This is a genomic window from Streptomyces sp. NPDC091279, from assembly GCF_044757465.1.
Classification (GTDB): Bacteria; Actinomycetota; Actinomycetes; order Streptomycetales; family Streptomycetaceae; genus Streptomyces.
Genome location: NZ_JBIVVA010000001.1, coordinates 22,680 through 35,148 on the forward strand (window position 1 = coordinate 22,680; position 12,469 = coordinate 35,148).

Genomic DNA, 12,469 nt, shown 5'->3' on the forward strand with positions numbered 1-12,469 from the left:
CCCAGCCCCACTCCCACCCCTACCCCTAGGAGTTCCCCGTGCATCTTGGTCATTCTCATGATGGTCCGCCTGCTGTCAGTGCTGATGCTCGGCGGGGGGACGGGTCTCGGCGGGCGTTGCGGGTGGGGCTCGGGGGGCCTGTGGGGTCGGGGAAGACCGCTACCGTCGCCGCGCTGTGCCGGGCCTTGCGGGACGAGTTGTCGTTGGCGGTCGTCACCAATGACATCTACACCCGTGAGGACGCCGAATTCCTGCTCAGGGAGGCCGTGTTGCCGCCCGAGCGGATCGCCGCCGTGGAGACCGGGGCCTGCCCGCACACCGCGATCCGGGACGACATCTCCGCCAACCTCGAAGCCGTCGAGGATCTGGAGGACGAGGTCGGACCGCTGGACCTGATCCTTGTCGAGTCCGGGGGCGACAACCTCACCGCCACCTTCTCCCGGGGGCTCGTCGACGCGCAGATCTTCGTGATCGACGTGGCCGGAGGGGACGACATCCCGCGCAAGGGCGGGCCCGGGGTGACCACCGCCGATCTGCTCGTCGTCAACAAGACCGACCTCGCCCCCTACGTCGGTTCCGACCTCGCCCGGATGGCGGCCGACGCCAAGGCGCAGCGGGCCGAACTCCCCGTTGTCCTCCAGTCGTTGCGTTCTGAGGCCGGTGTCGGTGAGGTCGCCGCATGGGTGCGCGGGCAGCTCGCCGCGTGGACGGCGTGAACGTCACCGGGGTGCGGGCCACCGCCCGCATCGTCGCCCGGGACGACGGCCGGGGCGGCACCTCGCTGCCGGTGCTGGAGGGCGACGGGCCGCTGGCGCTGCGGCGGACCCGGGGCAGTGGTGACGAGGCGCGGGTCATGCTCGTCGGCGCCATGAGCGGGCCGCTCGGCGGCGACCACTTCGAGGTGCGGGCCCGCGTCGAGGCGGGGGCCCGGCTGCGGGTCGGGTCGGCGGCGGCCACCATCGCGCTGCCAGGACAGGCCAAGGGCGACTCCCGTTACGACGTCCGGATCGAGGTCGCCGACGGGGGTGAACTGGCCTGGCTGCCCGAGCAGTTGATCTCGGCGAAGGGCAGTGATCTGCGGGTCACCACCCGGGTGGAGGCGGCCGCGGGGGCGCGGGTCCTGCTGCGCGAGGAGCAGGTGCTCGGGCGGGTCGGGGAGGAACCCGGGCGGCTCGCCAGCCGGTTCGTGCTGACGGTCGGCGGACGGGTCCTGCTCGACCAGGAGGTGGTCTGCGGGCCGGGTGCGCCCGGTGGGTGGGACGGGCCCGCCGTGCTCGGGGGGCGCCGGGCCGTGGGGCAACTGGTCGTCGTACGGCCCGAGTTCGCCGTGCGGGCGCCCGAGGCGCGGCTCCTCGGGGACGGTGCCGCGCTGGTGCCGCTCGCCGGTCCCGCCGTGCTGGTGACGGCCGTTGCCACCGACGCGCTGCGGCTGCGCCGGGTACTGGACGAGGCGGCCGGCCACTTCGGCTGACGTTCCGCTCAGCGGGGCCCGCCGCTCCGGTTATCGGATTGGCAAAGAAGGTCAACTACCCCTGTTCCCAGATGGCGCACAGCCGGAAGTATCCCCCGTACAGAATCGAAACGATGTACGGGGAGGTCCCACTTGAGGGGTAACAGTCCGAAGAGGCGGACGGCGGCGCTCGGTTCGGCCGGAGTGTTCGTCACGGCCGCGCTCATAGCCGGCGCCGTCGCCGCGCCCACCGCCAGTGCCGACAGCCGGCCGGGCCAGGACCGGGAGGCGCGCGGCGCGGCGATCGCGGCGGCCAAGGCGGCCAGGACCGGCATCGACTGGAAGGACTGCCCCACCGACTGGTCGCTGGCCGCGCCGATCCAGTGCGGCTGGGTCAGCGTCCCGCTCGACTACACCAAGCCGCACGGCAAGCAGATCAAGCTGGCCGTCGACCGCGCCGTCAGCACCGGCACCAAGGCCGAGCGACAGGGCGCCCTCGTCTACAACCCGGGCGGCCCCGGCGGCTCGGGCCTGCGCTTCCCGACCCGGGTCACCACCAAGAACGCGCTCTGGGTCAACACGGCCAAGGCCTACGACTTCGTCGGCTTCGACCCGCGCGGCGTCGGCCACTCCGCGCCCATCTCCTGCCAGGACCCGCAGGAGTTCGTCAAGGCGCCCAAGGCCGACCCGGTCCCCGACTCCGAGGCCGACAAGCTCGCCCAGCGCAAGCTGGCCCGCGCCTACGCCGAGGGCTGCGCCCAGCGCACCGGCAAGGCGATGCTGGCGCAGATGACCACGCCGAACACCGTGCGCGACCTCGACGTGATCCGTGCCGCCCTCGGCGAGAAGAAGCTCAACTACCTCGGCGTCTCCTACGGCACCTACATCGGCGCCGTCTACGGCACGATGTTCCCTGGCCACCTGCGCCGCATGATCGTGGACAGCGTCGTCGACCCGTCGCGCGAGAAGATCTGGTACCAGGCCAACCTGGACCAGGACGTCGCCTTCGAGGGCCGCTGGAAGCAGTGGCAGGACTGGGTCGCCGCCAACGACGCCACCTACCACCTCGGCACCACCCGCGCCGCCGTCCAGGACAAGTGGCTGGAACTGCGCGCCACCGCCAAGAAGCACCCCATCGGCGGGGTCGTCGGACCGGCCGAACTGATCAGCTTCTTCCAGAGCGCCCCGTACTACGACTCGGTGTGGGCCTCGATCGCCAGCGTCTTCAGCAAGTACGAGGCCGGTGACACCCAGGCCCTGATCGACGCCGCCGCCCCCGACCTGTCCGACACCGCGGGCAACATCTCCGCGGAGAACGGCAACGCCGTCTACACGGCCGTCGAGTGCACCGACGCCAAGTGGCCCACCAGCTGGCAGAAGTGGGACCGCGACAACACCCGGCTGAACAAGGACTATCCGTTCATGACCTGGGCCAACGCCTGGATGAACCTGCCCTGCGCGACCTGGCCGGTCAAGCAGCAGACGCCGGTCGAGGTCACCAGCCACAAGAACCTGCCGCCGGTCCTGATCGTGCAGTCCACCGACGACGCCGCCACCCCGTACCCCGGCGCCGTCGACCTGCACCAGCGCTTCAAGGGCTCCCGCCTGATCACCGAGAAGAACGCGGGCTCCCACGGCGTGACCGGACTCGTCAACCCCTGCATCAACCAGCGGGTCGACACCTATCTGCTCACCGGCAAGGTGGACGCGGCCGACGTCACCTGCGGCCCGCACGCCACGCCCACGCCGTAACCCGGCAACGCGACCCGCACGAAGGGGGCGGCCGGAACTCCGGCCGCCCCCTTGGTCGTTCACGGATCAGCGCGACGGCAGCCGCGGGAACCTGCGCTCCTTCTCGGCCTTGGCCTTCGCCTCGGCGATCTGCCGCGCCTTCGCCACGCCCGCGTACTCGTCGACGTACTCCTGCTCGGACAGCGACAGGATCGCGTACATGATCTCGTCGGTGACCGCGCGCAGGATCGCCTTCTCGTCCTCCAGGCCCTCGTAGCGGGAGAATTCGAGGGGCGTGCCGAAGCGGATCGTCACGGGATGGACGTTCGGGACGATCTTCCCGGGCGGCTGCGCCTCGAAGGTGCCGATCATCGCGCACGGGATCACCGGGACACCCGACTTCAGCGCCATCACCGCGACCCCCACCTTGCCCTTGTAGAGCCGCCCGTCGTGCGAGCGGGTGCCCTCCGGGTAGATGCCGAGCAACTCGTCCTTGGCCAGCACCCCGAGGCCCTCGCGGATCGCCGCCTGGCCGGCCTCCTTGCCGGTGCGGTCCACCGGGATCTGCCCCGCGCTGCGGAAGAACGCGGCGGTGAGGCGGCCCTTGAGCCCCGGCCCGGTGAAGTACTCCTTCTTCGCGAGGAAGGTGATACGGCGCTTGAGGATCGCCGGCATCAGGAAGTGGTCCGCGAAGGAGAGATGGTTGCCCGCGACGATCGCCGCGCCGTGCGCCGGCACATGGTCCAGACCCTCGATCGTTGGCCGGAACACCACCCTCAACAGGGGCCCCAGCAGCACATGCTTGAGGACGTAGTAGAACAAGGGAGGCTCTCCTCAATCCGGTTGAACGGCGGGCCGCAGCCGTTCGAGCAGGTCACCGGCGTGGCGTGGGGGTTGTCAGTGTAGGTGCAGCGACACCTGGCCGGAACACGGCAGTTGTCCCGGCCGACGGCGCCCGGGGCCGGGGTCACGGCAGATCCGTGAGGGACTGCTCCGCCCAGATGACCTTCCCCTCCGGCGCGACCCGCGTCCCCCAGCGCTGGGTGACCTGGGAGACCAGCAGCAGCCCGCGCCCGCCCTCGTCGGTGGTGCGGGGATGGCGCAGATGGGGCACGGTGGCGCCGCCGTCGGTGACCTCGCAGATCAGCGTCCGGTCCCGGATCAGCCGCAGCCGGATCGGGTCGCCCGCGTGCCGGATGGCGTTGGTGACCAGCTCGCTGACCACCAGTTCGGTGGTGAACGTCAGCTCCTGAAGGCCCCATTCGGTGAGCTGCCGGGTGGCCGCCTTGCGGGCGTCGGCGACCACCGCGGGATCGGCCGGCAACTCCCAGTCGGCCACCTGGTCGGCGCCGAGCCGCCGGGTGCGGGCCAGCAGCAGGGCGACATCGTCGTGCGGGCGGTCCGGGACCAGCGCGTCGACGACCGCACGGCACCGCACGTCCAGCGAGGCCGTGGTGCGCTCCAACGCCCGCCGCAGCCGCTCCCGATCGGCGGCGCCGTCGTTGCCGTCCCCGTCGGCCAGCAGGCCGTCCGTGTACAGCACCAGCGTGCTGCCGGTGGCGAGCGACAGCTCGACCGACTCGAACGGCGGGCCGCCCGCCCCCAGCGCCGGGCCCTGGGGCAGTTCGACGAAGCCCACCGTGCCGTCGGGCCGCACCACGGCCGGCGCCGGATGCCGGGCGGCGGCCATCGAACACCGGCCCTCGACGGGGTCGTAGACGACATACACGCACCCCGAGCCGACCGCCCGCATGCTGTCCCCGGCCGAGTCCGCCACCGGGCTCGGCCGCAGCCCCTCCTCCTCGGCGGTCCGCGCCACCAGGTCGTCGAGGTGGGCCAGCACCTCGTCCGGCGGCAGATCGAGGGCGGCGAGCGTGCGCACGGCGGTGCGCAGCCGGCCCATCGCGGCGGACGCGTCGATGCCGTGCCCCGGCACCTCGCCGACCACCAGCGCGACCCGCGCCCCGGACAGCGGGATCAGGTCGTACCAGTCACCGCCGAGGCCGGTCAGCTCGTCGGCCGGGCGGTAGCAGGCGGTCACCTCCACCGCGTCCTGCGCGGGCAGCCTGCGCGGCAGCAGACTGCGCTGGAGCACCAGGGCCGCGTCCCGCTCGCGGGTGTAGCGCCGGGCGTTGTCCACACAGACGGCGGCCCGCGACACCAGGTCCTCGGCGAGACTCAGATCGTCCGCGTCGAACGGGTCCTGCCGGCCACGCCGGAAGAACGTCGTCACCCCCAGCGTCACGCCCCGCGCCCGGACCGGCACGACCATCGCGCTGTGCAGCCCGAGCGAGCCGAACGTCACCTCGACGCCGCCGGGTTCCCGGCTCGCCCACTCCACTTCGGCGGCGTCAAGCCGTTCCGCCCGCCAGGACCGGCCCGAGACCAGCGTGCGGGGCGGCGGCGACCCCTCGGCATAGGCGGCCTCGGACCCGACCTCGACGAACGCCTCCGCCGTGCCCGGCACCCGGGACCGGTGCCCGGCCCGCCGCAGCCGCGCGGAACCGCCCGGCGCCCCCGGCTCGCCCCCGCGCAGCACCCACTCCAGCAGATCGACGGTGACCAGGTCGGCGAAGTCAGGGACGGCCACGTCGGCCAGTTCCTGCGTGGTCCGCACGATGTCCAGGGTCCGCCCGATGCGCTGCCCGGCCCGGTCGAGCAGGGCGAGGCGCTGCCGGGCCCGGTGCCGCTCGGTGATGTCGACGACCGTGTAGTAGACGCCCATCGGATGACCGCGCTCGTCCTCCAGGCGGGTGAACGACAGCATGTGCGCCGTCTCCCGGTGCGGCGCCGACCGCAGCCGCCCGATGTGCTCGTAGCCGACCAGCGGCTCACCGGTCGCCAGCACCTCCCGCATCCGCGCCTCGATGTCCTCGACGTCAAGACCCGGCTGGATCTCCCCGAGCCGACGGCCCAGACGCTGTCCTGCGGGGCCGCCGCCGAACTGCTCCAGGGCGGCGTTCGACCACACGAACCGCAGCCGGGTGTCGACGATCGCGAGGCCGACGGGGGAGCCGGTGACCATCTGCTCCAGGACCGTACGGCTCATGTCCCAGCCGGGTCCGCCGTTCAGGTCGGAGAGCATCACCAGCCAGTGCGCGGCGCCGCCCGGGTCCTCGGCCGGGGTGACCCGCACCATCACCGGCACCGGGCGCCCGTCCCGGCGGCGCGCGGTCAGCAGCCCCGCCCAGCCGCCGTCGGCGCGCAGCCGGTCGGCCAGCTCCGGGACCCGGGCCGCGTCGTCGGCGGTGAGGAGACCGGCGACATCGGTGCCGACCACATCGGAGGCGGCGTACGCCAGCAGCCGTTCGGCGCCCCGGGTCCAGCTGGTGACCGTGCCGTGCGCGTCCAGCAGCAGCGGCGCGGCATCGGCCACGTCGAAGCGCCGCCTCGCCCCGTTCCGCTCCTCCTGAGCACCCACGGCCGACCTCTCTGTCGCTGAGAGTGGTCTACCCCCTTTTGCCCCATCTTCACCCGCACTGCTCAGGTGTGCGCGAGGCCGGGGCCAGGGGAGTGGCGGCGGGCCGGCACCCGAGGAGGGACCCGGGGTGCCGGCCCGCCCGCCGGGCGCGTCAGGCGCCGCTCCCGAGCACCTTCTCCAGCGAGCCCAGGGCCGCCACCAGCTCCTCCTCGGTGATCGTCAGCGGCGGGGCCAGCCGGATCGTCGAGCCGTGGGTGTCCTTGACGAGGATGCCCTCGCGCATCAGCCGCGCGCTGACCTCCCGCCCAGTACCCAGCGCCGGGTCCACGTCGACGCCGGCCCACAGCCCCCGGGCACGGAAGCCGACCACCCCGTGGCCGACGAGCCCCGCCAGACCGTCCCGCAGCACCGCCCCCAGCTCGGTCGCCCGGCGCTGGAACTCACCCGTCTCCAGCAGCTCCACCACCGCCGTGCCGACCGCCGCCGCCAGCGGATTCCCGCCGAACGTCGACCCGTGCTCGCCCGGGTGCAGCACCCCGAGCACATCCCGGTTGGCCAGCACCGCCGACACCGGCACGATCCCGCCGCCCAGCGCCTTGCCGAGCAGCACCACGTCCGGCACCACCATCTCGTGCTCGACGGCGAGGGTGTGCCCGGTGCGGCCAAGCCCCGACTGGATCTCGTCCGCGATGAACAGGCAGTTCGCGCGCCGGGTCAGCTCCCGCACCCCGACGAGATAGCCGTCGTCGGGGATGATCACACCGGCCTCGCCCTGGATCGGCTCGATCAGCACCGCCGCCGTCGTCTCGTCGACGGCCGCCTCCAGGGCCGCGAGGTCGTTGTACGGCACGATCCGGAACCCCGGCGTGAACGGCCCGAAGCCCGCCCGCGCCTCCTCGTCCGTCGAGAAGCTCACGATCGTCGTGGTCCGGCCGTGGAAGTTGCCCGCCGCGACCACGATCGTCGCCTGGTCGGCAGGGACGCCCTTCACGTCGTAGGCCCACTTGCGGGCCACCTTGATGCCGCTCTCCACGGCCTCCGCGCCGGTGTTCATCGGCAGCACCATGTCCAGGCCCGTCAGCCCCGCGAGCCGCTCCGCGAACCCGGCGAGCCGGTCGTTGTGGAAGGCCCGGGAGGTGAGGGTGAGCCGCTCCAGCTGCTGGTGGGCGGCCGCGATCAGCGCCGGGTGGCGGTGGCCGAAGTTCAGCGCCGAGTAGCCCGCCAGCATGTCGAGGTAACGGCGGCCCTCGACGTCCTCGACGAAGGCGCCCTCGGCCCGGGCGACCACGACGGGCAGCGGGTGGTAGTTGTGCGCGAGCACCGGCTTCTCGGCGCTGATCAGCTCGGCGGACGAACGCGTACGGACGGCAGCTGTCATGAACGGATCTCCTGGGTGCAGCACTTGATGCCCCCGCCGGCCTTGCGGAACTCCGACAGGTCGACGGGGACGGGGACATAGCCGCGCTCGGTCAGCGACGCGGCGAGCGCCTCGGCCTGCGGCGCGATGAAGACGTTGCGGCCGTCGGAGACGGAGTTCAGACCGAACGCCGCCGCGTCCTCACGGGTGGCGAGCACCGCGTCCGGGTACAGCCGCGCCAGCACCGCGCGACTGCCCGCCGAGAAGGCCTCCGGGAAGTACGCAATATTGTCGTCGTCCAGCACGAACAGTGCCGTGTCCAGGTGGTAGAAGTGCGGGTCCACCAACGTCAGGCTGATCACCGGGTGACCGAAGAACTCCTGCACCTCCCGGTGCGCCTCGCGGGTGGTGCGGAAACCGGTGCCGGCCAGCACGTACCGGCCCGTCCACACGAGGTCGCCCTCGCCCTCGCACACGTACTCGGGGCGGTGGACGTCGAAGCCCGCCGTCGTGAACCAGGTGTCGTAGTGGGAGGACTCCGGGCGCCGCTCGGGCGCGTGGAAGAGGGAGCCGAAGACACGGCCGTCGACGACGACCGCCGAGTTCGCCGCGAACACCATGTCCGGCAGACCGGGGGCCGGCTCCAGGGTGTCCACGGTGTGGCCGTGGGTGCGGTACGCGCTGATCAGGGCCTGCCACTGATCCTGCGCGAGATCGACGTCGACGGGGGTGTCGGGACGCATCCAGGGGTTGATCGCGTACTGCACGGCGAAGTGTCTGGGTTCGCAGACGAGAAATCGCCGCCGGCGCGGCACACGGGTGTCGGACACAGAGGGGTTCCTCCGTCTTCCTGCCAAGGTGTCGACGTGGGGTTGACACCACGGTAAGAACCGACCCCGACGAGCGACAAGAACAAAAAGCTGCGTGTCCACGCATGATCGCTGCGTTTTCAGGCCGCTCAACGCACATCCGGTGCGGGCTGGCTGGTTCCCGCCTCCGGGCTGTCCGGCAGCAGATGCGACAGCACCATCACACTGATCGTCTTGCGGATGAACGGCTCCGTCCTGATGCGCTCCAGGACCTCCTCGAAGTGGTCCACGTCCCGCGCCCGCACATGCAGCAACGCGTCCGCGCCGCCGGTCACCGTCATCGCCGCGATGATCTCCGGATGGTTGCGCGCCACCTCCGCGAGGCGCCGGGGCGGGGCCGCGCCCTCGCAGTACACCTCGACGTACGCCTCCGTCAGCCAGCCGAGCGCCGACGGCTTCACCGTGGCCGTGAACCCCGTGATCACGCCGGTCTCCCGCAGCCGGTCCACCCGCCGCTTCACCGCCGTCGCCGACAGCCCGACCGCGGAGCCGATCTCGGCGAAACTGGTCCGCGCGTTCGCCATCAGCGCGGTGACGATCTTCCGGTCGAGGTCGTCGAAAGCCACGGGCCTGCTGTTCATGGGGGCACTGTATGCGCGCCCCTCCCCTCCCGAGGGCCGCTGCGCCGAGCACATGTCCCGCCGTCCGATGTCCACCAGGGCCTGTCCGGCTGGTCAAGTCGCAGGAGACCGACGGTGGTTCTTCAGCGCAGATGTGCGTGCCCCGCCCCGCGTCTGCGGCTGGATCGGCCGGGCAGGTCCTAGACTCCGGTCTCATGCTGCGCGCCCTCGCCGTCGACGACGAACGCCCCTCCCTGGAGGAGCTGTTGTATCTGCTGAACGCCGATCCGCGCGTCGGCAGCGCGGAGGGCGCGGGCGATGCCACCGAGGCGCTGCGCCGCATCAACCGCGCGCTGGAGTCGGGGCCCGGCGGCGCGGAGGCCATCGACGTCGTCTTCCTCGACATCCAGCTGCCCGGCCTCGACGGCCTCGACCTGGCCCGCCTGCTGACCGGGTTCGCGACGCCGCCGCTCGTCGTGTTCGTCACCGCCCACGAGGACTTCGCCGTCCAGGCCTTCGACCTCAAGGCCGTCGACTACGTCCTCAAACCCGTCCGCAAGGAACGGCTCGCGGAGGCGATCCGGCGCGCCGACGAACTCGCCTGCGCCGCCCCGCGCATCCCCGTCCACGAACCCGACCCCGACCACCTCCCGGTCGAACTCGGCGGCGTCACACGGTTCGTGGCCGTCGACGACATCACCCACGTCGAGGCGCGCGGCGACTACGCCCGGCTGCACACCGACAAGGGCAGCCACCTCGTGCGCATCCCGCTCTCCACCCTGGAGGAACGCTGGCGCTCCCGGGGCTTCGTCCGCATCCACCGCCGCCACCTGGTCGCCCTGCGCCACATCGGCGAACTCCGCCTGGACGCGGGCACCGTGAGCGTCCTGGTCGGCGGCGAGGAACTCCAGGTCAGCCGCCGCCACACCCGCGAACTGAGGGACCTCCTGATGAGGAGAGCCTGACCGTGCCCCAGGACCCCGCACCCCGCGTCGTCGTCACAGGCCCGCCCCGCCAGACCCGCCGAACCGCCGCCCACGACCGCCCCCGCACCGAGATCGACGAACAGACCGCCCTGGGCCACACCTACGTCCGCTCCCTCATGCGCACCCAACTCCGCGCCGCCCTCGCGGTGTTCGCCGTGCTCGTGCTGCTGGTCGGCCCGCTGCCGCTGCTGTTCGCCGCGCTGCCCGACGCCCGCCGCCTCACCTGGGTGGTCCTCGGGTTCTGCCTCTACGCCCCGCTGGTCCTGCTCGCCCTGTGGTACGTGCGGCGCGCCGAACGCAACGAACGGGACTTCGTGCGCCTCGTCGAGGACCGATGAACTCCGGCTTCGCCGTCCCGGCCGTCGCCCTGGTCGTCGTCGCCACCGTCCTGGTCGGCGCGTTCGGGCTGCGCGTCTCCCGCACCACCTCCGACTTCTACGTCGCCTCCCGCACGGTGGGCCCCCGCCTCAACGCCGCCGCGATCAGCGGGGAGTACCTCTCCGCCGCGTCCTTCCTCGGCATCGCGGGACTCGTCCTCGTGCAGGGCCCGGACATGCTCTGGTACCCCGTCGGCTACACCGCCGGGTATCTCGTCCTGCTGCTGTTCGTCGCCGCCCCGCTGCGCCGCTCCGGCGCCTACACGCTCCCCGACTTCGCCGAGGCACGGCTCGCCTCACCGGGCGTGCGCCGTCTGGCCGGCACCTTCGTGGTGGGCGTCGGCTGGCTCTACCTGTGGCCCCAACTCCGGGGCGCCGGGCTGACGTTGACGGTGCTCACGCGGGCGCCCGACTGGCTCGGCGGGGTGATCGTCGCGGTCGTCGTGGTGGCCATCGTGGCCGCCGGCGGCATGCGCAGCATCACCTTCGTGCAGGCCTTCCAGTATTGGCTGAAACTCACCGCCCTGCTGGTCCCCGCGCTCTTCCTGGTCCTCGCCTGGCAGAGCGACGGCGCCCCCCGCCAGGTCTTCACCGAGCCGGCGACCTTCCGCGACCAGCGCGCGATCACCGTCGACAGCGCCCTCGCCCTGCGCATCGACACCCCCCTCACGGTCACCGTCACCGGCACCGTCGACGGCCACCGCCACCGGGGCGACGACGTCCACCTCCCGTCCGGCACCCACCACATCGGCGCGGGCACCCGGCTGACGTTCGCTGCGGGCAGCCCCGTCCCGGAGGCCGACCGGGCGAGCAACGGCGACCTGACGACGTCGCTCACCACCAGCCGTCAGGAACGGCCGCTGTACGCCACCTACGGGCTGATCCTCGCCACGTTCCTCGGCACCATGGGCCTGCCGCACGTCGTGGTCCGCTACTACACCAGCCCGCACGGGGGCGCCGCCCGCCGCGCCACCGTCACCGTCCTCGCCCTGATCGGCGCCTTCTACCTGCTGCCGCCCCTCTACGGCGCCCTCGGCCGCCTCTACACCCCCGAACTGGCCGTCACCGGCGACGCCGACGCCGCCGTCCTGCTGCTGCCGGACCGCATGATCGGTGGCCTCGGCGGCGATCTGCTCGGGGCGCTGGTGGCGGGCGGCGCGTTCGCCGCGTTCCTGTCGACGGCGTCCGGGCTCACCATGGCCGTCGCCGGCGTCCTCACCCAGGACGTGCTGCCCGCGCGCGGGGTGCGGCACTTCCGGCTCGGCACCGTCCTCGCCATGGCCGTGCCGCTGGCGGCGAGCGCGCTGGTGGGCGGCCTGTCGGTGGCGGACGCGGTCGGCCTCGCGTTCGCCGTCTCCGCGTCGTCGTTCTGCCCGCTGCTGGTGCTCGGCATCTGGTGGCGCGGGCTGACCCCGCCCGGCGCGGCGGCCGGGATGCTGGTCGGCGGCGGCAGCGCGTTCCTCGCGGTGTCCGCGACCATCGCGGGCCTGCCGGGACAGGGCCCCCTGCACACGCTGCTCGCCTGGCCCGCCCTCTGGTCGATACCGCTCGGCTTCCTCACCATGGCCCTGGTCTCCCTGGCCACCCCGAGCCGCGTCCCCCCGGGCACCGCGGCCGTCCTGGCCCGCTTCCACCTCCCGGAGGAACTCCGCACGGAGGCCGGAACATGAGCGGCCACCCGGCAGGCCCGGGGGCGGCGACCGGGCCGGACACCCGGT

General features: G+C 72.7%; 11 protein-coding genes. 6 read left to right on the forward strand and 5 right to left on the reverse strand.

Translation table 11 applies throughout. From position 1 onward, the window contains the following. Window positions 1–38 precede the first annotated feature (38 nt). The 3 genes from ureG to ACIQOU_RS00120 all read left to right on the forward strand — a co-directional run bounded on the left by ureG (window position 39) and on the right by ACIQOU_RS00120 (window position 3,202). Window positions 39–716: an urease accessory protein UreG gene (ureG, locus tag ACIQOU_RS00110; protein ID WP_401532526.1), complete on the forward strand. Its 678-nt coding sequence runs from the start codon at window positions 39–41 to the stop codon at window positions 714–716. Next, on the forward strand, window positions 680–1,471 hold the full coding sequence (locus tag ACIQOU_RS00115; protein WP_401532528.1) for an urease accessory protein UreD: 792 nt from the start codon (window positions 680–682) through the stop codon (window positions 1,469–1,471). Before ureG ends, ACIQOU_RS00115 begins: the two co-directional genes overlap by 37 nt. 132 nt (window positions 1,472–1,603) lie before the next feature. Further along, entirely contained in the window at window positions 1,604–3,202 is a 1,599-nt protein-coding gene (locus tag ACIQOU_RS00120; RefSeq protein ID WP_401532530.1) for an alpha/beta hydrolase, read from the forward strand. 66 nt (window positions 3,203–3,268) lie between these two features. Here the strand turns inward: ACIQOU_RS00120 and ACIQOU_RS00125 are convergent, their stop codons facing one another. The 5 genes from ACIQOU_RS00125 to ACIQOU_RS00145 form a co-directional block, all read right to left on the reverse strand. Then, window positions 3,269–4,003 (reverse strand): lysophospholipid acyltransferase family protein, encoded by a 735-nt coding sequence (locus ACIQOU_RS00125; protein ID WP_401532531.1) that lies wholly within the window; start codon window positions 4,001–4,003, stop codon window positions 3,269–3,271. A 145-nt stretch (window positions 4,004–4,148) separates the two neighbouring features. Further along, window positions 4,149–6,602 (reverse strand): SpoIIE family protein phosphatase, encoded by a 2,454-nt coding sequence (locus tag ACIQOU_RS00130; RefSeq protein ID WP_401532532.1) that lies wholly within the window; start codon window positions 6,600–6,602, stop codon window positions 4,149–4,151. A gap of 151 nt (window positions 6,603–6,753) precedes the next feature. Then, window positions 6,754–7,980, reverse strand: coding sequence for an ornithine--oxo-acid transaminase (rocD, locus tag ACIQOU_RS00135; protein ID WP_401532533.1), 1,227 nt, complete (start codon window positions 7,978–7,980; stop codon window positions 6,754–6,756). After that, window positions 7,977–8,789 (reverse strand): dimethylargininase, encoded by an 813-nt coding sequence (ddaH, locus tag ACIQOU_RS00140; protein WP_401532535.1) that lies wholly within the window; start codon window positions 8,787–8,789, stop codon window positions 7,977–7,979. Before ddaH ends, rocD begins: the two co-directional genes overlap by 4 nt. Window positions 8,790–8,917: 128 nt before the next feature. After that, on the reverse strand, window positions 8,918–9,409 hold the full coding sequence (locus ACIQOU_RS00145) for an Lrp/AsnC family transcriptional regulator (protein ID WP_401532536.1): 492 nt from the start codon (window positions 9,407–9,409) through the stop codon (window positions 8,918–8,920). A 194-nt stretch (window positions 9,410–9,603) separates the two neighbouring features. Between ACIQOU_RS00145 and ACIQOU_RS00150 the strand changes: the two genes are divergently transcribed. From ACIQOU_RS00150 to ACIQOU_RS00160, 3 genes are read left to right on the forward strand one after another with little or no spacing between them, the layout of a single operon-like run. Then, the gene (locus ACIQOU_RS00150) at window positions 9,604–10,353 is read left to right on the forward strand and encodes a LytR/AlgR family response regulator transcription factor (RefSeq protein WP_401532537.1); all 750 of its coding nucleotides are present in this window, start codon (window positions 9,604–9,606) and stop codon (window positions 10,351–10,353) included. A 2-nt stretch (window positions 10,354–10,355) separates the two neighbouring features. Then, on the forward strand, window positions 10,356–10,712 hold the full coding sequence (locus ACIQOU_RS00155) for a hypothetical protein (protein WP_401532538.1): 357 nt from the start codon (window positions 10,356–10,358) through the stop codon (window positions 10,710–10,712). Then, a complete protein-coding gene (locus tag ACIQOU_RS00160; RefSeq protein ID WP_401532539.1) occupies window positions 10,709–12,421 on the forward strand; it encodes a cation acetate symporter in 1,713 nt (570 codons plus the stop codon). The genes ACIQOU_RS00155 and ACIQOU_RS00160 overlap by 4 nt, the downstream gene beginning before the upstream one ends. The last annotated feature ends 48 nt before the right edge of the window (window positions 12,422–12,469 follow it).